Source organism: Nocardia sp. NPDC058480 (assembly GCF_042720495.1).
In the GTDB taxonomy this organism is placed as follows: Bacteria; Actinomycetota; Actinomycetes; order Mycobacteriales; family Mycobacteriaceae; genus Nocardia.
The window spans coordinates 52,002-72,008 of the sequence record NZ_JBHXMN010000004.1 but is presented as its reverse complement, the minus strand read 5'-3'; the positions used below and the strand labels follow the sequence as shown (position 1 = coordinate 72,008).

Genomic DNA, 20,007 nt, shown 5'->3' with positions numbered 1-20,007 from the left:
CAGTACTCGCCGCGGGTGACCTACTAGTCGATCAGATTCGCGCTTTTCAACCAGTCGTAGGCGACGTCGGCGGGATCTTCGCCGTCGATGTCGACGCGGCCGTTGAGTTCTCGCATCAGGTCGTCGGTCAGCCGTTCGGAGATCGTGTCGAGCAGGTCGCGCAGTGCGGGGTGGGCTTCGAGGACGGCGGCGCGGACGACCGCGGTGCCGCTGTAGGGGAGGAAGAATTTCTTGTCGTCGTCCAGGACGAGCAGTTTGAGGTTCTTGACGCGGCCGTCGGTGGTGTAGACCATGCCGAAATGGCACGGGCTGCCTTTGGCGGTCGCGGTGTAGACGACGCCTGCGTCCATGCGCGTGACGTTGCCCGCGGGGACACCGTTGGGATCGTTGTAGGGAATACCGTATTTCTGCAGCATCGGAATGAAACCATCTGAGCGGCTGAAGAATTCGTCGTCGACGCAGAAGGTTCGTTCGGCGACCGGGAGTGCGGCCACGTCCGAGAGCGTCTTCACACCGAGTCGCTGCGCGGTCGGTGTCGACGCACCGAACGCGTAGGTGTCGTTGAAGTTGGCCGGGGCGAGCCATTCCAGGTCGTAATCACGTTTTTCGACATCGTGGACACGCTGCCAGAGCTCCTGCGGGTCCACGATCGTCTCGGTCTCGTTGTGGTAATTGACCCAGCCGGTGCCGGTGTATTCCCACAACACGTCGGCGTCGCCGTTGAGCTGGGCCTGCCGCGACGAGGCCGACCCCGGCGCGCCGGTCAGGTCGGTGATCGAAGCACCCGCCGCGGCCAGGTAGGTCGCGGTGATCTTGCCGAGCAGCACACCCTCGGTGAAGCTCTTCGAGGTGACGGTCAGCTCCGCGCCGTCGAGAGGACGCTCACCACCGGGCAGCGTCGCGTCGTGGAAGGTGCCCGACGAACTCACCAGCCCACACCCGGCGAGCAACGAGATCGTCGCGACCAGCACGGAAATCAACGGGACTCGCCTCATGAGACACCTCGTGGGGTCGCGGCCAGTTCGACGAGTCGGCCGAGCCAATCGATGATCAACGCCAGCAGCCCGACGAGCACGGCGCCGGAGATGAGCAGCTTGGGCAGGAACAGGGTGACACCGGTCGTGATCAGCGTGCCGAGGCTGGTCGCGCCGATGAAGGTACTCAGCGTCGCGGTGCCGACCAGGATGACCAGCGCGGTGCGTACGCCGTTGAGGATCACCGGCACCGCGAGCGGCAATTCGACCTGAACCAGGGTCCGGGCGGCCGAGAAGCCGATACCGCGGGCGGCCTCGATGGTGCGATGATCCACCTGCCGCAGCCCGACGATCGTGTTCTGCAGGATCGGCAGGATCGCGTAGACGACGAGACCTACGACCGCCGTGCGGAATCCGGTGCCGAGCCAGAAGGTGAACAGCACCAGCAAACCCACGGCGGGCGCGGCCTGACCGATATTGGCGACGTTCACGGCGATCGGCTCGAACCGCTGCAACGCGGGCCTGGTCAACGCGATTCCGAGGGGAATCGCGACGACCACCACGATCAGCGTGGCGACCACTGTGAGCCGGATGTGCTCGAGGATCGTGGTCTGCAGATTGGCCCAGCCGAGCGAGGCCTGTTCGGTCGCGGTGAACGTCGACGACCGATACCAGAGCAAGTACCCGATGCCGATCACCACGATGATGAGCGGTTCGAACCAGACGTCGATCGGGACCCGGCGCAGCCGGTTCATGCCGGTCCGGCCGATCCGGGTTCGTCGGCGGCGGCGACGACCGGAGTGGGCGTGGGATCGGAACCGTCGACATAGGTTTCGTAGGACGGGTCCTCGACGGCGGCATGGCCCTCGGCGAGCTTGGTCTGGATCACATCGGTCACCGAGCCGATGTTCAGCGAACCGACGACAGCGCCGCGACCGTCGGTGACCAGGGTGGCGCCCTGACTCGCCGCGAGCATGGCGTCGAGCGCGTCGTTGAGCGTCGAGGACTTTGCCACCACGGGCAGACGGCGATCCAGATAGTCCGAGACCTCCGGCTTGCTCGCCACTTCCGTCAGCGAGGGCCACGACCGCGGCCGCCCGGCCTCGTCGACGACCACCACCCAGGTGTGCCCCGCGGCCTTCGCCCGCCCGATCACGACCTGCGACGATTCCCCGATCCGGGCGGTCGTCACCGGGTCGACCGCCACGTCGCGCACCCGCGACACCGTGAGATAGGCCAGTTTCGCGCCGGATCCGACGAATTCCTCCACGAACGGCGTCGCCGGATCGGTGAGGATCTCCTCCGGTGTCGCGTACTGCTCGACGTGTCCGCCCTCGGACAGAATGAGCACGTTGTCGCCGAGTTTGGTGGCTTCCTCGAAGTCGTGGGTGACGATCACGATGGTCTTGCCGAGTTCGTGCTGGATCGCGATCAGACTGTCCTGCAGGCGAACCCGGGTGATGGGATCGACCGCGCCGAACGGTTCGTCCATCAGCAGCACCGGCGGGTCGGCCGCGAGCGCGCGGGCGACGCCGACGCGCTGCTGCTGGCCACCGGACATGTCCTTGGGCAGCCGATCGGCGAACGTCGCCGGGTCGAGACCGACCAGGTCGAGCAGATATTCGGTGCGCTCGGCGATCCGCTTGTTGTCCCAGCCGAGCACCCGCGGGATCGCGCCGATGTTCTTGGCGACCGACCAGTGCGGGAACAGGCCACCGGACTGGATGACATAGCCGATCGACTGGCGCAGCTTGTCGGGATCCTCCCGGGTCACGTCGCGGCCACCGATGAAGATCCGCCCCTCGGTCGGCTCGATCAGCCGGTTGATCATCTTGAGCGTGGTCGTCTTTCCGCACCCCGACGGTCCGACGAACGCGACGATGTTCCCTGCGTCGATCTCGAGGTCGAGGCGCTCGACGGCGGGGGTGTCCTGGCCCTTGTATCGCTTGACGACCCCGTCCAAGGTGATGGAATCACCGGTCACATTGCGTTGCGGCGTCATCGGCGCCGCCTGGCTGGTCACATCGGTCATCACAGTCCCTTGGCAATCGTGAGGCGTCCGAGCAGGACGAGGAGCGCGTCGAAGACCAACGCGATGGCAACGATGAGAATGGTTCCGGTGAGTGCCATTTCGAGGGCATTGGCGCCGCCGAGGCGGGACAGGCCATTGAAGATCAGCGAGCCGAGGCCGGGTCCGAGGACGTAGGCCACGATCGCGGCGACACCGACGATCATCTGGGTCGAGACCCTTATCCCGGTGAGAATCACCGGCCAGGCGATCGGCAGTTCGACGGTCAGCAGGATCCGCCACCGCGAGAGCCCGATGCCGCGCGCGGATTCGACGACCGTGGCGGGCACCGATCGCAGGCCGACGATCGCGTTACCGATCACCGGCAGGGCCGCGAAGAACGCCAGCATGATGAACGACGGCACGACACCGAGGCCGAATGGGACGAGCAGCAACGCCAGCAGCGCCAGCGAGGGAATCGTCAGCGCCACCCGGCTCGAGGTGACCGTCAGCGCCGACGCCAGCGGTAACCGGTACACCGCCACGGCGATCAGGATCGCGACCACGGTTCCGACCAGCACCGTCTGAAACGCCAGCGATGCGTGCTGATAGGTGAGGAAGGTCAAGACCTCGCCCCGCCCCCGGACATAGCTCCACAAATTCACGGCATTCCGATCGTCGGACTGGGCCAGCGGGTACCTGTTCGCGCGTGATCAACGGTCGAATGTGCCGTCGAAGAATAGTCGATACCGGGTGTTCGTCCGGGGACGCGCGTTATGTCGTGGCGGTCGATGATGGCCTGGGACAGCTGCGTCATCGACGGACATACGGAGGCCTTTCGCTCGAACCCGGACGATCTGGTCACACGAAACCACCAGGAACTGGCCGCCACCAGCATTGAATTCAGGCTGAGCGGAAGAAAAGGCGAGATGCGAAATTACGGTATGCGCAATTCCGCCGCGTTGTGTCCGGGCGAGGACCAATTACCGAATCGCTTTTCGGCGGCTTCAGCCGACGGTGCGCTGATCACCCGGGCGACCGCTTCCCATGACGCTCCCGACGCCCGCACGAACCGGACGGCTTCGACGAGCCGCTGCTGCGCCGACGCCGTGTCCTCGAATGCCAGCCGCACCGGGATCAGCGCCTGCATCTCGAGCTGGTGGTAGTCCCATTCCCCGAGCACCAATCGGGCGAGGTCCGTGTCGAGTCGGCCGGTCGAGCAATGCAGTACCCGCGCGGAGGGGGCGTGGTCGGCGAATCGGTCGGCGCGTAGCCAGGTTCGCCCGCGCCAGCCTGCGCAAGAACACAGTGCGCGCCACCCGATCACCTCCTCCGGTCGGCGCGCGTGCTGATCTTCGAAGGACAGCGGCAGGGCATCGATCGCGACCGTCGCGCGCGGGTCGGGAGCGTCGCTGCGTCCGTGCAACCCATCCGCGAAGATATCGGCAACCCATCCGCGATGGTTTTCGAGCAAGCTGTTCATCTGACTCCGATGTCGAATACGAAAAGCTCGATCCCGAACCGGCCGGTCATGAGGCGATCGCCAGCGGTTCGGTGTGTGGGACGACTACTCCCACATACCTACGATCGACCGCGCCGACGCCGACGGCAATCACTTCGCCGCATTCTTGTTCCTAGTCACATATTGCCTGGTCGTGACCTGTGCCCCGGGAGCGGCCGGACCGCGTCGCGAGATAGATCGTCGCGCTGGATTGCCCGCGGGTGAGCGGGTTGTCGAACACGATCCGCTGTGCCTCGACATCGACGAACGCGGATTCGAGAGCTGCGCAGAACTCGTCATCCGGCGCGTCGTCGGACCACATGGCGAAGGTGCCGCCGGCGACCAGGAAATCCGCGACCGCGCGCATGCCCTCGCCGGTGTAGAGCGCGGCATTCGGGCCGTGCAGGACATGGCGTGGCGAGTGATCGATATCGAGCAGCAGCGCGTCGTACCTCCGGCCGGGGCATGCCGGATCGAATCCCACCGGCCCCGCCGCCGCGGCGAAGAAGTCCGCGCAGACGAGCTCGACTCTGCGATCGGCGGCCAACCCGGCGGTGTCGGGGAGCAGATCACGTCGATGCCAGTCGATGACCGCGTCGGAATACTCGACAACGGTGAGCCCACGAATTCGTGGGTCCATCAACGCTTCTCGCGCGGTGTACCCCAACCCGAGCCCGCCGACGAGCACATCCAGCCGGTCGCCCGGTGTCCGTGCCAGCCCCAGCCGCGACAGCTCACGTTCGGCGACGGTGAACAAGCTCGACATCAGAAACTCGTCGCCGAGCTTGACCTCGTAGACATCGGATCGAACCGTCGGATCGAACCGCCGACGCAAACTGATCTCTCCGATCGGGGTCTGCCGCCAGCCGAGTTCTTCGAAGCGTGCGCTCATCGCCGTCACGGTAGTCCTGCGATAACCAGAATCCGGGCGGCAACGGGCCCGGCGGCGCCCTCAGATTTGTGGTGGGCGTGGTCTTTACGGCATGTTTACGGGTAGGCGAGCGGGGAAGCCTGGTCGGCGACCCTGCTGGAGCTCCGTCGAGTGGGGTTCGATCAGGAGTACCGCATGACGCACCCCATCACCCACCTCAGCATGGGCCTCGGTTGGGACCCCGCCCACGCCAACGGAACCCACCCCCGCCGCAAGGACATCGATCTCAACGCCGCGGCGCTCTCGTTCGCGGGTGCCGATTTCGTCGATGTCGCCTTCCACGATCAACTGACCTCGCGCGACGGCGCGCTGCGCCACCTCGGCGACAGCGTCACCGGCGATGGAGACGGCGACAACGAAGTCATCGTGGCCGACCTGACCGGTCTCGATCCCGCCGTCACCACGATCGTGTTCCTCGTAACCTGCTACACCGGCCAACGATTCGACCAGATCGCCAACGGCTTCTGCCGCGTCGTCGACAACGTCACCGGCATCGAATTGGTCCGCATCGATCTCGACAGTGTGGGCGCCCACACCGGTATCGTCGTCGGCACACTGCACCGCCCCCACCAGGATTGGGCCTTCACGGTTGTCGGCCAACCGATCAATGCCCAGCATGTTGTCGACGCGGTCCCCCAACTCACGGGCTACCTCCACTGAGGTCCGACGATCTGTCTGTCGTTACTCCGACAGGCGGTCGCGTGCTCGTAGTCGGGTCTCGAGCGCGTCGAGGACGTGCGTCACGTCCGCGTCGAACTCCTCGGCCAGCATTTCGAGTAGTGCCGCGCCGATCAGCAAGAGGGTGGTGAAGACCACGGGTGCGATGGGCTCGGTTGCCTCGAGTAGGGGTCGGGTCCGGGGCGCTCCGCCGCGATGCCACGCCTCGAGCAGGGCCATGGCACCCTGGAGGTAGACCGGTGGTTCCGGTCGGGCGCTCAGCGCGGGGATCGCGCGGTCGGCCGCGCGGCGCAGGATATCGGAGGTATCCGTGGCACCCGGGGCCATGGACTCCACCGCGCAACAGGCCAAACGCAGGGCGCCGTCCAGATGTCGCGGGGTGTAGCGGGCAGATTCCGGGATCTGATCCCAGGGCAGGCGCAGCACGTGCAGCAGGTCGGCGGTGATCGCGCTCGCTGTCGGTGCCTGCACCGCCGCCGGAGACGAACCCGACGTGTGATCGACACCGAGCATGATTTCCAGCCCGATCGCCGATGCCATGAGATCGCTTCGGCTGCCGCGGGATTCGCGTTGCAGCCGGCGATCCTCGACCAGCAGCCAGCCGACCGTCTGCGCGTCGGCGGTTCGCAGCAGTTTCGCGTCGGCCTGCCAGCCGTTCGCGGTATCGCACCGCGACAGCGCGCAGACGAGATCGGCCATGACGTGATTGCCGGTGACCAGCGTCGGCTGATGACGTGGACGGCGCGACACCACCGGCAGATCACCCAGCCGGGCCGACGAGGAGACGAACGACATCGCGGTGAGCGCCGCGGCCGCCATCCGCGCGGCCGACACGGCGTCGGCGGCATTGGTGCGCAGCAGCGCGCGATGGATCGAGTCCGCCAGCGGAGCGACGCCGAACTCCGCGTAGTGCAGCAGAAGCCAGGCCAGCGGCATCTCGCCGAGAACCGGCGCGAGCCGTTCGTTCAGCTCGTACAGCAACGCGGCCGACTGCTCCGGCCGACGAGATCGCGGCGCCTCCCCGGTGAGGTCACGCCATTCCAGCAATGCCAGATAGTTCGGCAGCAACAAGCTATCCACCAGCTCACTCACCTGAGCGATGACGAATTCGAAATCCAGCTCGGTCATCGTGCCCGGCCCGACAGAATTCAGGACGGGATTACCGTCGAACGGGTCGAAACCTGATTCACCCAGGGCGAGATCGAACAACAACTCCGCGTGCCCGAGCCTGCCGACGACCCGGCCGACAAAGGGCACCACCCCGCCGTCTTCCACGGCGGTCGCCGCACCGAGGAGGCAATTCACCATGGCCCCTTCAGCTTTCGCGTGCGCGCAGAATCTCCGCAGCCGCTGATGCACGGTATCTTCGGCATCGAACCCCGTCCGCACAATCTCTTCGGCAATCGTCACTATTGCCGCGTCGACGACATATTCGGGTCTACCGCCCGCGTCGTCGGAGGCCGACGCGGGGCCCGCGAAATAAAGCCGATCACTGAATGCGTCGCCCATTCGTCGCCTCACCACAACCTCCACTCGGATGCGCAGTATGCCGTTCCCTTGACAGCCTTCCAGCAAATTGTTCGCAAGTCGCGGCTCACACCTCACAAGGCGATAACGGCATGCACTCCGCGCGCATCGACCGGGGCGCCGGCGCGCACAGCGCACCCCATCGAGACCCTGCCGAGACACTATTTGCCCGAATTCGGGCAGGGATGTTGGCGAACCGGGTGGAGCGAGGCAAGATCGTGCGAGTGAATGACGGGGTACCCACCGAGCTGGTCCGCTACGTAGTGGCGTCCACCGGCCTACCCGAACGCGTGGCCGCCCGGGTTGTCGCCGACATCGTCGGCTACTTCGACGAGACGGCCGAGCAGTTCGTCCGGCGCAGGCACGCCGAGATGCAGTCGCGGGAGATGCGCAACGCCGAGATCTGGCGACAGCTCGAAGCCGAACTCGCCGAGCGTCCGGTCGCGGCCCCGACATTCACCGAACGGCAACTACGTCGCATCGTCTACGGGTAAGGGGTTCATCACGCCATGTGTGGAATCGTCGGATATATCGGTCACCGGCAGGCTGTTCCCGTGCTGCTGGAGGGTCTGCATCGGCTCGAGTACCGCGGCTACGACTCAGCCGGCCTGGCGCTGCCCCATCGCGGGAAGTCGCGCGTGTGCAAGACCCGGGGCCGGGTGCAGGATCTGCGCGACAAGGCCGACACCACTCCCCTGCGCGGAACCGTCGGCATCGCGCATACCCGCTGGGCCACCCACGGCGAGCCCAGCGATGCCAACGCGCACCCGCACACCGATGTCAGCGGGCGAATCGCCGTAGTGCACAACGGAATCGTCGAGAACGCCGAACAGCTGCGGGCCGAGCTCACCGCACTAGGCATCGAGCTGGTCTCCGATACCGACACCGAGGTGATCGCCCACCTCGTCGCCCGGGAGCTGGACGAATCCGAATCCCTCGAGGACGCCGTTCGGGTCGCGCTGCACCGGGTCCGCGGCACCTACGGACTGCTGGTACTCGACGCGCGCCGTCCGACCGAACTGGTGGTTGCCCGCAACGGCAGCCCCATCGTGCTCGGCGTCGGCGACGGCGAGATGTTCGTTGCCTCCGACGTCGCCGCCCTGGTGCACCACACCCAGCGCGTGGTGTTCCTCGACGACGGCGAGCTCGCGACGATCCGCGACGGCGAATTCCGCACCAGCACACTGGGCGTCGAGTCCGAGCAGACCGACAAGACCCCGACCACCATCGATATGGTGGCCGAGGACTACGCGCTCGGCGGATTCCCCGACTTCATGCGCAAGGAAATCGCCGAACAGGGCGAGGCGGTACGCCGAGCGCTGCGTGGCCGCCTCGACGACCGCTTCGCCACCGCCCACCTCGGCGGGTTGAACATGGACGCCCGCGAACTGCGCAGCATCAGCAAAGTCGTTTTCCTCGGTTGCGGCTCGGCCTACTACGCCGGCCAGCTGGGCGCCCAGCTGATCGAGGAACTGGCCCGAATCCCGGCCACCGCGGAGCCCGCGTCGGAGTTCCGCTACCGCAATCCGGTCGTCGACCCCGACGCGCTGTATGTCGCCATCAGCCAGTCCGGCGAAACCCTCGATACCCTCGCCGCGGTGCAGGAGCTGCAGCGCAAGGGCGGCCGGGTCATCGGTGCCGTCAATGCGGTGGGCAGCGCGATCGCACGCCAGTGCGGGGCAGGGGTGTTCCTGCACGCGGGCCCGGAGATCTCCGTCGCCTCGACCAAAGCATTGACCAACATGACCGTGTCGTTCACGATGCTCGCCCTGCTGCTCGGCCGGGTACGCGACCTCTCGGCGGCCGACGGCCACCGGATCGTCGACGGGCTACGCGCCCTGCCCGACGCCATCGACCAGGTCCTCACCGACGAAGACGCCATCGCCGAGATCGCGCACCGATATGCCAAGGCCCGCAGCATGTTCTTCATCGGCCGGGTACGGGCGTGGCCGGTCGCTCGCGAAGGCGCGCAGAAGCTGAAGGAGGTCTCCTACGTGCATGCCGAGGCCTACCAGGCCTCCGAACTCAAACATGGTCCGCTCGCCCTGATCGACCAGGAGATGCCGAGCGTGGTGATAGTCCCCGACGACGAACTGCTGGCCAAGAACCTCAGCACCATCGAACAGATCAAGGCGCGCGGTGGACCGGTCATCGCCGTCACGAACGCCGACCTGCCGCCGAATACGGCCGACGAAGTGATCCGGGTCCCCAGGGTGGCACCGGAATTGGATCCCATGCTGCTGACGATCCCGCTGCAGCTGCTGGCCTATCACAGCGCCATCGCCCTCGGTCGCGACGTCGACAAGCCACGCAACCTCGCCAAGAGCGTCACCGTGGAATAAGAACTCCCGTAGCCGACGGTGCGACTGGCAGGATCTAGGTGTGCATACCGCGAACCTGACCCGCTCCGAGACCGCCGCGCGATCAGCGGCGGTCACCGTCGGCGACTATCGTGTCGAACTCGATCTGTCTGCGGCCACGGACCAGACTCGGGCTGGTTTCGTCACGACGACGACAATCGCGTTCGACGCCACCGTCGAGCAGACATGGCTCGATTTCATCGGACTTTCGGTGGAGTCGGTGACGGTGAACGGTGCGGACGTGGCCGTCGAGTACGACGGGGCCCGGCTCACTGTCGGCGGCTTGACCGAGACGAATATCGTCGTCGTCCGTGGCACCGGCGCGTACAGCCGGTCGGGCGAGGGGCTGCACCGGTTCCTCGATCCGGTCGACGGCGAAACCTACCTCTACACCCAGTACGAGCCCGCGGACGCGCGGCGCGTTTTCGCGTGCTTCGAACAGCCGGATATGAAGGCGCCGTTCACGTTCGCGGTGACGGCCCCGGCCGGTTGGCAGGTGATGTCGAATCGGCCTTTCGCGGCGATCCAGAACAACGGGGTGATTCAGAACGTCGAATTCTCCCCCACGCTGCCGATCTCGACGTATATCACCGCGGTGGCGGCAGGCCCGTATCATCGCGTCGAATCCTCCTGGACGCGAGGCGAACTCACGATTCCACTCGGAATCTACTGCCGAGCCTCGCTGGCCCGCTACCTGGACGCGGACACGATCTTCGAGGTGACGTCGCAGGGTCTGGACTTCTTCGCCGAACACTTCGACTACCCGTACCCCTGGGGCAAGTACGACCAGGTGTTCGTGCCCGAATACAACCTGGGCGCGATGGAGAATCCCGGGCTGGTCACGTTCACCGAGGCCTATGTGTTCCGTGGTGCGGCCACCGCCGCGCAGTACGAGGGCCGGGCGAACACGATCCTGCACGAGATGGCGCACATGTGGTTCGGCGATCTGGTCACGATGGTGTGGTGGGACGACCTGTGGCTCAAGGAATCGTTCGCCGACTATATGGGTGCGCTGGCGAGCTCCGAGGCCACCGCATGGACCGACGCCTGGGTGGCATTCGCGAACCGACGCAAGGCCTGGGCGTACTTGCAGGATCAGCTGCCCACCACGCATCCGATCGTCGCCGACATCACCGACCTCGAGGCCGCCAAACTCAATTTCGACGGCATCACCTACGCCAAGGGCGCCAGCGTGCTCAAACAATTGGTCGCCTATGTCGGCCGGGAGGAATTCTTCTCGGGTGTGCGCCGCTATTTCCGGACGCACGCCTTCGGCAATACCACCCTCGACGATCTGCTGACAGAATTGTCGGCCGATTCCGGCCGCGACTTGGCCGGCTGGGCGCGAGCCTGGTTGCAGACATCCGGGGTGTCCACGCTGACCATCGAAGACGGCGAAATCGTGCAAACCGATCCGCGCCCACACCGGCTCGCTGTCGGGCTCTACGACTTCGATCCCGCAGGCGATTTGGTGATCCGCGAACGCGTGGAACTCGACATCATCGACGAACACACCCAGGTCGCTCTCGCACCGGCTGCGCTGCGTCTGCTCAACGACGGCGATCTCACCTACGCGAAGGTTCGCCTCGACACGGATTCGCTTGCCACCGTGGAGCGTTCGCTGGATCGGGTGACCGACCCGCTGGCGCGCGGACTGATCTGGTCGGCGCTGTGGAATGCCACCCGCGACGGGGAACTCGACGCCGAACGCTACCTGTCCATGGCCCGCGATTTCGCACCCGCCGAAACGAACATGGCGCTGCTCACCGCCGTGCTGGCGAACGCGTCGTTCACCATCGGCCATTATCTGCCCGATCCGGCGCGGGATCGGTGGCGCGGTGAGTGGCTTGAATCATGCTGGGCCACACTGCATTCGTCAGCACCGGGTTCCGGTGCGCAGCTGGCTTGGGCGCGTGCGACGGCGACCGCCGCCACAGTCGAGGGTCGCCATGCCACCGACATCGCGGCGATCCTCCTCGACCGGGCACCGGAAGGGCTGGCCCTTGATCCCGATCTGCGCTGGGCGCTGTGGACGGCGCTGGCTGCCACCGGCGCGGCCGCGGTCGCCGAACTGGACGCCGAACTGGCACGAGACGACACCGCGTCGGGGCGAACCGCTCACCGGTGCGCACTCGCGGCCCGCCCGGAAGCGGAAGTCAAAGCCTCGGCATGGGATTCAGCGCTCGATGACACCACCCTGACCAACGACCACCTCGACGCCACCATCGACGGATTCCGCGCCGGCCGGCACCGCGACCTGATCGCGCGCTATGACAGCGAGTACTTCGCGGCGCTGCGCGCGGTGTGGGATCAGCGCAGCATCGAGATCGCCCGCCGCATCGTGGTCGGGCTCTTTCCTGCCGCCGATTCGCTCGACGGGGTGGACCGGTGGCTCGCGACGAACGCGGACGCACCACACGCGTTGCGCCGCTTGATCATCGAACAGCGTGACCACCTCGCCCGGGACTTGCGCGTGCGTGGGGTGAATTGATATTTCCCATTATCCGGCGGTTTAAACATCCAATTCGAAAACGTCTCTCTGTCAACCCCTGTCAACCAATAACGGTTTAATAACCACCGCGTTGGTGAACCCTTGATCTATGACCACCTCACGTAATCGGACAACGAGTACGCCGAGCATGGATCTGACCAGCACCACCATCATGTTGGCCACCTGCGTGTTCTTCCTCTTCGGCCTGACAGCGCTCACCGGATCGCTGCCCGCCGCGATCTTCGGCGCCGTCAGCCTGGGCGCGGGAATGATCATGACCTTCAGAATGCTCGGCCTGCACCGACTTTAGGTTCACCTGTCGTCGAACCGGAGAGCATTCGAAGGCCAGGAGCTGATCCACATGCCCGAAACCACCGACCACCGGACCTATGAACACGTCGAACCCATGTTCGCGCACTTGACGCTGACCGATCCTCGCAGCCCCGAACACGCCGCCTTGCGGGACCGGATCATCGAGATCTGCCTACCACTCGCCGACCACATCGCTCGCAAATACGCCGGCCGCGGCGAGGCCTTCGACGACCTGCTCCAGACCGCGCGACTCGGCATGGTCATGGCGGTCGACCGCTACGACGTAACCACCGGTTCACCGTTTCTCGGGTTCGCGGTGCCCACCATCATGGGTGAGGTGCGCCGCCATTTCCGCGACCACATCTGGCCATTGCACGTGCCGCGCCGCGAGAAGGAACTCCAGGGCAAAGTGCGGGTGGCGACCGAAGAGTTGAGCCGTCGACTCCAGCGCTCCCCCACCGCCGACGAACTCGCCGCCGAGCTCGATGTGCCGGTCACCGACGTCGCCCGAACCCTGGTGGCGGCCAACGCATTCCAGACGCGAAGCCTCGACACCCCCGCCCGCGACAACGACGGCGACCCTGGCATGACCGTCGCCGAGTCCTTCGGCGCCGAAGACCCGAGCTACCGGCTCACCGAAGACACGATCACCGTCGCGCCGCTGCTGGCGCAACTGCCACCGGAAGAGCGGCAATTGCTGATCTGGCGGTTCTACGACACGCTCTCGCAGGGTGAGATCGCCGAACGCCTCGGTGTCTCCCAGATGAGCGTCTCCCGCAAGCTCACCCGGTTGTTGGGCGATCTGCGGGCCAAGGCCGCCGACGACCAATCGGTGCCCGCCGCCTGAACTCCGGCCCGCCGCAGCCGTGACGGGGCGGCAAGGGTGCATGCTTCCACGGACACCGCGCATTGACTCTGCGTCTACTGGGCTGCACAGTTGATGAAGCAGAATCTCGCGCGTGTCGTGGCGGCGCCCACCAGGTCGGCGCTGTTCACATGGTGTATCAGTGTGGTGCTCGCCGGCGGGAAGGGTGCGATGACGATGCGCAGTCGACGGAATCGACGTGACCGAGAAATTCGCGAAGTACGGGAAATCCGGGCCAGCCCGGCCCACCAGACCGCGAAATTCCTACTATCGGTACTGATGCTGGTCTGGTTCGGGTCCGGGCTGGCGGCCGCGATGCAACGAGACTATTTCACGAACACCCCGGTCAACTGCGGCGATCTGGGCACGATCGGCCTCACCGTGCTCGCGGGCCCGCTCAACTACCTGGGGATGAACCCGAGGGTCGCCGAATGTCAGTTGCCGGAGCCGAGCCCGTGAGCTGACGCGAGATCGGATGCCGACGCCACCGCGCTTTTAGATGAGTTCGGCGAGTTGGTCGCGGTCGGTGGCGTCGAGTTTGATGCAGGCTCGGTAGATGTGGCCTTCGACGGTGCGCACCGAGACGCAGAGGCGTTCGGCGATCGCGCGGTTGGACAGGCCGCGGCCGATGAGCGCGGCGATCTCACGTTCGCGTTCGGTGATCGGCAGTGGGCGGGCGGCCGCGGTGATGGCGGGGGTGCCCGCGCCGTCGCAGCGGGCCGCCAGGGCCAGCGTGCGGGCGGCCGCCTGGGCGCTGGGCCTGCGCTGCCCGGCGTGGTCGTAGATCGGCACCGTCTGCGCCTCGGCGTCGGCGGCGGACAGCAGCAGGCCCGCGGACTCGAACTCGCGGCTGACCGCCGCGAGCGCACAGGGGTCCGCAGCGGCGAGCGCCGCGGCGTGGCGGGCGTAGATCGCCGCCACCGGTCCCTGTACGCGGTCGGCGAGGGCAGTGAGCCGGGCGGCGAGAGTGCGGTCGCCGAATCGGGTGGCATGATGCAGCGCTTCGGCTTCCATGGCGTATTGACCGGCGCTGTGGGCCAGGTCGGCGGCCTTGCGGGCCTGGTCAACCGCCGAGTGAGCGCTGTGTTCGGCGGCGGCCACCCAGGCGCGCGCGATCATCCGCTGCGGTTCGTGCAGTGCCATGTGTGGGCCGCTGTGTTCGTCGGCGTCGCCGAGGACCCGTTCGGCTTGTTCGACCTCGCCCAGCGCCGCGTAAGCGCGGGCCAGCAGCAAACGCGCCGGCAGTTTCCACGGCAGCGAGGATTCGGCGTTGAGCGCGGCCAGCGCCTGCTCGAAGGCGGCGATCGCTTCGCGGAACCGACCGCGATAGGTGGCGACCACCCCGTCGGCGATCCGCGCGATCGCCCAGCCGACGAACTGGCCCGCCGAGGAGAACTCGCGGTATTCGGTGGCGCGACGCTCGGCGAGATCGAGGTCGCCGATGGTGGTCAGCGCGAGGACGTCGCCGTAACGGACCATCACCCGGATGAGCCCGTCGGTGGACTTCTGCTGTGCTCGGCTCCGGGCCGCGATCGGCGCGAAGTCGGCGCCGCGCCCGGCCACCGGCATCGCCAAGCCAAGGGCGAATGCGGCGAAATCGATGGCCTGGCGGGGCGAGTTCGGGTCGGCGATCACCTGCTCGGCCGCCTCGATGCCCGCGGCAAGGTGGTTTTCGTGCACCGCCATCGCCGCTGCCGCCGCCTCGACCGTGAGGCGCAGTGCCGGATGCTCGACGCGGGCGCGCAGCATCTCGACCAAGTCACGGGCATGTTCGACATCGCCCAACGACCAGAACCGCAAGCTGGCCCGCACCACACCCCACTGGACCAGTTGCAGCGGATCGAGGCGGTCGGGATCGAACCGGGCCAGGATCTCGTCGGCGTGCTGCGGCCTGCCCTGCCACAGCAGCGCACGGGAGAGCAGTTCGGCCGCGCGTAGCCCGCCGCCCCGCTCCCACGCGGCGCGCGCGAGCCGTTCACCCAGTGGCAGATTGGTCAGCGCCACCGCGTCCTTGGCCGCGTCGATCAGCAAGACGATGTCGATCGGCCGATCACTGTCGACACACAGCTGTGCCAGCCGGATCCGGTGGGCCGGCGTGCTCAGGTCCCGATCCTGGAGCGTCTCGACGAGGCGTCCGCGCCGGGTGCGCGCGGCGGCGGTGCCGACCCGGCAGCGCACCACCTCACCGAGCAGGGGATGACTGAACCGGACATCGACGACACCGTTGTGGCTCGTGACCCGGATCAAGCCGGTGGCTTCGGCGGCGTCGACGGCATCGGCACCGACGAGCTCGCTGAGGATGTCGATATCGAGCGGCTCGTGCACGGCCAGCGTCTCCAGCACGTCGAGCACGGGCGCACCCGCCCTGCTCAACCGCTCGCCGAGCAGCTCGACCAGCCCCGAGGGCACCGCGGTGGGCCCGCGCAACTGCCAGACGCCGTTGACGTCGGTCAGGGTGCTCGCCTCCACACCGCCCTCGACCATATTGCGAAGGAACAGCGGGTTGCCACCCGAGGATTCCCACATCACGTCGGCGCTGAGCCCCTCCAAGGTCCCGCCGAGCACGGTCTCGACGATTTCGGTGCACTGGGTTTTGGTGAACGGCGCCAGCTCGATCCGCTCGAGGTAGCCGTCCTTCCACAGTGAGGTGACCGCGTCGGGCAGCGATTCCCCGGTGCGGACGGTGGCGATGATGCGGGCCCGGCGGTCGACGGCGATCTGGTGCACCAGCGTCGCGGAGAGGGTGTCGAGCAGGTGCGCGTCGTCGACGCCGATGACCGTGCCGGGCTGGGCGAGCACGTTCTCTCTGGCTGAATGCAGCAACGCGAGCGGGTCACGCGACGCCGATGCGGCGATCCAGGGCGCGAACGCACCGAGCGGAATGGCTTGTGACGACGCGGTACAGGCCACCCAGCGCACCGGCTCGGACTGCACCGCGGTGACCAGCCGGGCCAGCGTGGTCTTGCCGACGCCTGCGGCGCCGACCAAGATCACGCCGCCGGTGCCGGGGTTCGTCAAAGCCCTACGGACGGCGTCGTATTCGGTGGGGCGATCGAGCAGTTGCCAGATTCCGTTTATGCATGAAAAGTGTAGTTCTCGTCCGGCGCCGTCACAACGAATCGGCCCCGCGACACGGACAGCGCGCGGGTGGACCGGCGCGGCGAGCGCGCGCGGCGGACGTGCCAGTGGCGTGGTGGTCATGGTGGGAGCTCGGTGGCGTCGCGCGGCTCGACGCGTGGCGCGTTGTTGACGTCGTGACGGTAGTTGCTCGATGCCTCGTAGACCCGCTTCTTGAGCCGGTTGATCGATCCGAGCGGACGGTGCGCGTCAAGACCACGCCAGGAGTTGAACGAGAGCACATCGTCGCCGTAGGCACGTCGCTGTGGGGTGTAGGGATCCTGCACGTCGAAGCGGATGGTCGCCACGGTGCGGTGCGGCGACTCGGCCTCGGGCCACGCAACGGTCGCGTCCTCGATCGGCATGGTGGTGGCATTCGTGCACAGTTGCGCGCGCAGTTCGTAGGTGGCGCTGTGCCCGGCGAAGAAGTCGACGATCAGCTCCTGGTGCACGTTGACACCCGCGTCGGTGTCGACCGGTTGCCCTTGCAGCGCAACGACTTCCGGTGACACCGGCGCGTAGAGCAGCTTGGCCACGTAGTCCCCGTACCGAAGCGGTGCCGAAGTGAAGAAGGTCTCGCCGAGGATGTGGGTGTTGGGGGCGACGAAGACACCGAGATTCGGTGGCACGCTGCGCCCGATCCGGCGCAGGACGTGGGTGTTCAGCGCGGCGACGAGGTCGCTGCCCGCACGCAGGGCGGCGTCGGGCAGCCGGGCCAGCACCCAGGCGGTCGGCATGCCTTTGGTGAGGTAGGCGTGCGCGTCGGCGAAGAGGAATTCGCGATGGGTCACCATGACGAAATCCTGCGTGGTCGCCTCGTCCTCGGGCATCGCGCGCGGCCCGTGCACACCGAGCACCTTGATTCCGAGTCCGCGTACGCCGCGCAGTTGATCGCTGCGGATCACCCCGGACGTGCTCGACAGCCTCGCGATCACCGGGTAGGTGGCCGGGGTGGCGAACATGCCCTGCGCCAGTTCGGCAGGCAGGCCGGGCGGCACGGTCAGTTCGCCGCGCAGGATGCCGTGGCTCTTGGCGTGCGCGTCGCGCATTCCGCGCTTGTACTTGCGGTAGGCGCGTTCGTTGTTGTCGCGCAGCACCGCGATGATCTTGTCGATGATCTGCTCTTCGTCGATCCGCGGTTGTTCCAGGTCGTCGCGGTAGCGCAGGTAGCTCATCGCGTACTCCTCCACGGGGCGAACGGGTTCCCGATGCCGTCGAGCGCGGGGGCCAGGGTGGGGAAATGGCGTAGCAGCACGCTGCGCATGGTGTTGTCGCGCACCCAGGCCAGGCCCGCCTCGGTGTAGACCTCGGCCCGGAAGTCGGTGGTGAAGAACCGGTCGGCCGACAGCCGCCGCGACGCCATCAGCACGAACACGCGAAAGGCGGTGTCGCTGAAGCCGAAACCGGGCGGCTTGGGTTCGGCGTAGAGGCCGATCATGAGGTCGACGTCGTCTACGTCGCCGTAGACCTGTTCGAGTTCGCGCGCCCACCGCGGGTCATCGGTGAGCTCGTCGAACGAGGTGACCGGTGGCAGCCGAAGTTGGCGCCGGAATTCGTTGTAGCGCGGCACACCTCGCTCGCGGACCCGCAGGATGTCCACGGTCGCGAGATCGAGCAGCGGCTGGCCGGGGCGTTCGAGCTTTTGCAGGTGTGCGGGGTAGTTGTGCAGCGTCAACGCGCCGGGATTGGCTCGGCCGAAGGAGTAGAGCAGGGTGTCCATCGATATCTCGGCGAGGCGCTCGCGGATGTGGGCGACACCGAGTTCGGGGAGGGGATGCTCGGCCAGCACGGTGTCGTCGGCGATGCTGCGGATGACGAGTTCGTCGGGGATCAGTGGATGCATGCGATATACCGCGACGAACTCCTCAGTGAGCGAGTACGGCACTCCGCTGTCCGCACGCTCGGAACCCGGTATGCCACACAGCACTTCGTTGCCGATGAGATCGCCCAACCGACGCGATGCTCGCTCCCCCAGCACGCCGAACCAGTTGGCGCGCATGGCGGCGACAGTGGTGGGATGGGCGATCACCGCCGGTGTCCAGTCGACGGTGTGGATCTTGGCGATCAGCGCCGAATTGACCAGTCGCGCGGTGTCGTAGAGCTGCTGATCGTTCATGTCGGGGTAGCGCCGGGCCAGCCGGGCACAGATCGCGTTGTGTTCACGCAGGAACAACGAGTGCAGCAGCGCGAGGCCGACCCAGGCGTTGGCTGCCGCGGGGTCGAGCGCGACCAGCCGTTCGGCGTCCAGCGGCGGGAGTCCGAGTTCGTCGATCACCAGCTGGCCATGCTTGCCCGAGCGCAGGGACGCGGCGAATTCGGCGGTGCTGCCGTAAATCTGGGAGGCGTCCCACCAGTGGGTCTCGCCGGTGAGGTAGGTCGGCGGGGCGGCCGGATCGGGGGCGGCCGCCGTCGCCGTTCGTGGGATCGTCATCGAGGGGTACGGCCACGGATCGCCGTCCGCCAGGGTGACGGTGAAGGGGTCGTGCTCGGCCGGGTCGTGCACCAACCAGTCGTGCACCTCGAACTGGATCCAGGCCGCCGCCAGCAGATTCAGGGTGGTGGCCGGCTGGAATCGGTCGCGGGTGAGCAGTTGCCTGCTGACCATGCGCGGGTTGGGTTCCATGATCCGCGCCGGATCCTCGGGGTAGGTGCGATCCAGCGGGAAATTGCGGCCGAACCGGCAGCCGATCGACCCCGCGCGCGGGTCGTCGGGGCTGTTGTAGGTGCCATCGACAGTGCGCGCGTTCCGGTGTTCGCCGGAGACGTCCGGTGGCAGTGGTCCGGCAGGGTGCGGGCCGGTGTCGAAGAGGTTGCGCGAGCGCAGTCTGCTGCGCAGGCCGACCAGCACGGCCAATCCCAGCGGGGTCGGCAACCGGAACCACCCGACGCGCCGGTCGAGCGCCTCGGCCGCGGCGACAAGTGCGCGGGTGACCAGTGTCTGTTGCTGTGCGTCGACCATCGAGAACCTCCACGGGACGGCGCCGACTCGGCGCCCACCGGACCGATCGAATCCAGTCTGGTGACACCGGTCAGGTCTGTCACGAGTAGTCGACTACGCGCGAACCGGGACGGGCCGCCCAGCATCGCCGAACCGGGGCTGCCGTCGGCGATGGTCCTCCCGCGAACCGGACACCCGACCTGATCGGGTAGCGCACTACGCGCGCGCTGCGGCCCGTCGATGGGCGAATCTGACATCCAGGGCGCCCGCGCACCGCGGGCAGTACCCGTAACAGCGACAGAAAG

At 66.9% G+C, this 20,007-nt stretch carries 17 protein-coding genes; 7 read left to right on the top strand and 10 right to left on the bottom strand.

What is annotated here, in order from left to right:
* Window positions 1-23 precede the first annotated feature (23 nt).
* From ACFWO8_RS12005 to ACFWO8_RS11980, 6 genes are all read right to left on the bottom strand, one after another.
* Window positions 24-995, bottom strand: a complete 972-nt coding sequence (locus ACFWO8_RS12005; protein WP_378948505.1) for a glycine betaine ABC transporter substrate-binding protein — start codon at window positions 993-995, stop codon at window positions 24-26.
* Window positions 992-1,729, bottom strand: a complete 738-nt coding sequence (locus ACFWO8_RS12000; protein WP_378913543.1) for an ABC transporter permease — start codon at window positions 1,727-1,729, stop codon at window positions 992-994. Before ACFWO8_RS12000 ends, ACFWO8_RS12005 begins: the two co-directional genes overlap by 4 nt.
* On the bottom strand, window positions 1,726-3,006 hold the full coding sequence (locus tag ACFWO8_RS11995; RefSeq protein WP_378948503.1) for an ATP-binding cassette domain-containing protein: 1,281 nt from the start codon (window positions 3,004-3,006) through the stop codon (window positions 1,726-1,728). Before ACFWO8_RS11995 ends, ACFWO8_RS12000 begins: the two co-directional genes overlap by 4 nt.
* Window positions 3,006-3,647, bottom strand: a complete 642-nt coding sequence (locus ACFWO8_RS11990) for an ABC transporter permease (RefSeq protein ID WP_378948500.1) — start codon at window positions 3,645-3,647, stop codon at window positions 3,006-3,008. Before ACFWO8_RS11990 ends, ACFWO8_RS11995 begins: the two co-directional genes overlap by 1 nt.
* A gap of 272 nt (window positions 3,648-3,919) precedes the next feature.
* The gene (locus tag ACFWO8_RS11985) at window positions 3,920-4,465 is read right to left on the bottom strand and encodes a hypothetical protein (protein ID WP_378948498.1); all 546 of its coding nucleotides are present in this window, start codon (window positions 4,463-4,465) and stop codon (window positions 3,920-3,922) included.
* A 151-nt stretch (window positions 4,466-4,616) separates the two neighbouring features.
* Window positions 4,617-5,375, bottom strand: coding sequence for a spermidine synthase (locus ACFWO8_RS11980; RefSeq protein ID WP_378948495.1), 759 nt, complete (start codon window positions 5,373-5,375; stop codon window positions 4,617-4,619).
* Window positions 5,376-5,549: 174 nt separating this feature from the next.
* Between ACFWO8_RS11980 and ACFWO8_RS11975 the strand changes: the two genes are divergently transcribed.
* Window positions 5,550-6,074 carry a TerD family protein gene (locus tag ACFWO8_RS11975; protein WP_378948493.1) on the top strand — a complete coding sequence of 175 codons (525 nt, stop codon included), beginning with the start codon at window positions 5,550-5,552 and terminating at the stop codon, window positions 6,072-6,074.
* Between the two features lie 21 nt (window positions 6,075-6,095).
* Here the strand turns inward: ACFWO8_RS11975 and ACFWO8_RS11970 are convergent, their stop codons facing one another.
* Window positions 6,096-7,601 (bottom strand): hypothetical protein, encoded by a 1,506-nt coding sequence (locus ACFWO8_RS11970; RefSeq protein WP_378948491.1) that lies wholly within the window; start codon window positions 7,599-7,601, stop codon window positions 6,096-6,098.
* Between the two features lie 242 nt (window positions 7,602-7,843).
* On the opposite strand from ACFWO8_RS11970, the gene ACFWO8_RS11965 reads away from it, so the two are divergent.
* The 6 genes from ACFWO8_RS11965 to ACFWO8_RS11940 all read left to right on the top strand — a co-directional run bounded on the left by ACFWO8_RS11965 (window position 7,844) and on the right by ACFWO8_RS11940 (window position 14,106).
* A complete protein-coding gene (locus tag ACFWO8_RS11965) occupies window positions 7,844-8,113 on the top strand; it encodes a hypothetical protein (RefSeq protein WP_378948488.1) in 270 nt (89 codons plus the stop codon).
* Between the two features lie 15 nt (window positions 8,114-8,128).
* Window positions 8,129-9,961, top strand: a complete 1,833-nt coding sequence (glmS, locus tag ACFWO8_RS11960; RefSeq protein WP_378948486.1) for a glutamine--fructose-6-phosphate transaminase (isomerizing) — start codon at window positions 8,129-8,131, stop codon at window positions 9,959-9,961.
* A gap of 40 nt (window positions 9,962-10,001) precedes the next feature.
* Window positions 10,002-12,470 (top strand): aminopeptidase N, encoded by a 2,469-nt coding sequence (gene pepN, locus ACFWO8_RS11955; protein ID WP_378948484.1) that lies wholly within the window; start codon window positions 10,002-10,004, stop codon window positions 12,468-12,470.
* A gap of 109 nt (window positions 12,471-12,579) precedes the next feature.
* The gene (locus ACFWO8_RS11950) at window positions 12,580-12,780 is read left to right on the top strand and encodes a hypothetical protein (protein ID WP_378948481.1); all 201 of its coding nucleotides are present in this window, start codon (window positions 12,580-12,582) and stop codon (window positions 12,778-12,780) included.
* A gap of 51 nt (window positions 12,781-12,831) precedes the next feature.
* Window positions 12,832-13,629, top strand: coding sequence for a SigB/SigF/SigG family RNA polymerase sigma factor (locus ACFWO8_RS11945; protein ID WP_378948478.1), 798 nt, complete (start codon window positions 12,832-12,834; stop codon window positions 13,627-13,629).
* Window positions 13,630-13,926: 297 nt separating this feature from the next.
* Complete coding sequence (locus ACFWO8_RS11940; protein WP_378948475.1) at window positions 13,927-14,106, top strand: hypothetical protein; 180 nt, start codon at window positions 13,927-13,929, stop codon at window positions 14,104-14,106.
* Between the two features lie 36 nt (window positions 14,107-14,142).
* On the opposite strand, the gene ACFWO8_RS11935 is transcribed toward ACFWO8_RS11940, so the two are convergent.
* The 3 genes from ACFWO8_RS11935 to ACFWO8_RS11925 all read right to left on the bottom strand — a co-directional run bounded on the left by ACFWO8_RS11935 (window position 14,143) and on the right by ACFWO8_RS11925 (window position 19,723).
* Window positions 14,143-16,725 carry a LuxR C-terminal-related transcriptional regulator gene (locus ACFWO8_RS11935; protein WP_378949750.1) on the bottom strand — a complete coding sequence of 861 codons (2,583 nt, stop codon included), beginning with the start codon at window positions 16,723-16,725 and terminating at the stop codon, window positions 14,143-14,145.
* Window positions 16,726-16,844: 119 nt separating this feature from the next.
* Window positions 16,845-17,939 (bottom strand): catalase family protein, encoded by a 1,095-nt coding sequence (locus ACFWO8_RS11930; RefSeq protein WP_378948472.1) that lies wholly within the window; start codon window positions 17,937-17,939, stop codon window positions 16,845-16,847.
* Window positions 17,936-19,723, bottom strand: a complete 1,788-nt coding sequence (locus tag ACFWO8_RS11925; protein ID WP_378948469.1) for a peroxidase family protein — start codon at window positions 19,721-19,723, stop codon at window positions 17,936-17,938. The genes ACFWO8_RS11930 and ACFWO8_RS11925 overlap by 4 nt, the downstream gene beginning before the upstream one ends.
* Window positions 19,724-20,007: the final 284 nt, after the last annotated feature.

What these genes read in the sequence shown, in the direction of transcription:
- ACFWO8_RS11940 (WP_378948475.1), top strand. Translation starts at nt 13,927, where the DNA reads ATGCTGGTCTGGTTCGGGTCCGGGCTGGCGGCCGCGATGCAACGAGAC.
- glmS (WP_378948486.1), top strand. Translation starts at nt 8,129, where the DNA reads ATGTGTGGAATCGTCGGATATATCGGTCACCGGCAGGCTGTTCCCGTG.
- ACFWO8_RS11980 (WP_378948495.1), bottom strand. Translation starts at nt 5,375, where the DNA reads ATGAGCGCACGCTTCGAAGAACTCGGCTGGCGGCAGACCCCGATCGGA.
- ACFWO8_RS11975 (WP_378948493.1), top strand. Translation starts at nt 5,550, where the DNA reads ATGACGCACCCCATCACCCACCTCAGCATGGGCCTCGGTTGGGACCCC.
- ACFWO8_RS11985 (WP_378948498.1), bottom strand. Translation starts at nt 4,465, where the DNA reads ATGAACAGCTTGCTCGAAAACCATCGCGGATGGGTTGCCGATATCTTC.
- ACFWO8_RS12005 (WP_378948505.1), bottom strand. Translation starts at nt 995, where the DNA reads ATGAGGCGAGTCCCGTTGATTTCCGTGCTGGTCGCGACGATCTCGTTG.
- ACFWO8_RS11945 (WP_378948478.1), top strand. Translation starts at nt 12,832, where the DNA reads ATGCCCGAAACCACCGACCACCGGACCTATGAACACGTCGAACCCATG.
- ACFWO8_RS11950 (WP_378948481.1), top strand. Translation starts at nt 12,580, where the DNA reads ATGACCACCTCACGTAATCGGACAACGAGTACGCCGAGCATGGATCTG.
- ACFWO8_RS11930 (WP_378948472.1), bottom strand. Translation starts at nt 17,939, where the DNA reads ATGAGCTACCTGCGCTACCGCGACGACCTGGAACAACCGCGGATCGAC.
- ACFWO8_RS12000 (WP_378913543.1), bottom strand. Translation starts at nt 1,729, where the DNA reads ATGAACCGGCTGCGCCGGGTCCCGATCGACGTCTGGTTCGAACCGCTC.
- ACFWO8_RS11995 (WP_378948503.1), bottom strand. Translation starts at nt 3,006, where the DNA reads ATGACCGATGTGACCAGCCAGGCGGCGCCGATGACGCCGCAACGCAAT.
- ACFWO8_RS11970 (WP_378948491.1), bottom strand. Translation starts at nt 7,601, where the DNA reads ATGGGCGACGCATTCAGTGATCGGCTTTATTTCGCGGGCCCCGCGTCG.
- ACFWO8_RS11925 (WP_378948469.1), bottom strand. Translation starts at nt 19,723, where the DNA reads ATGGTCGACGCACAGCAACAGACACTGGTCACCCGCGCACTTGTCGCC.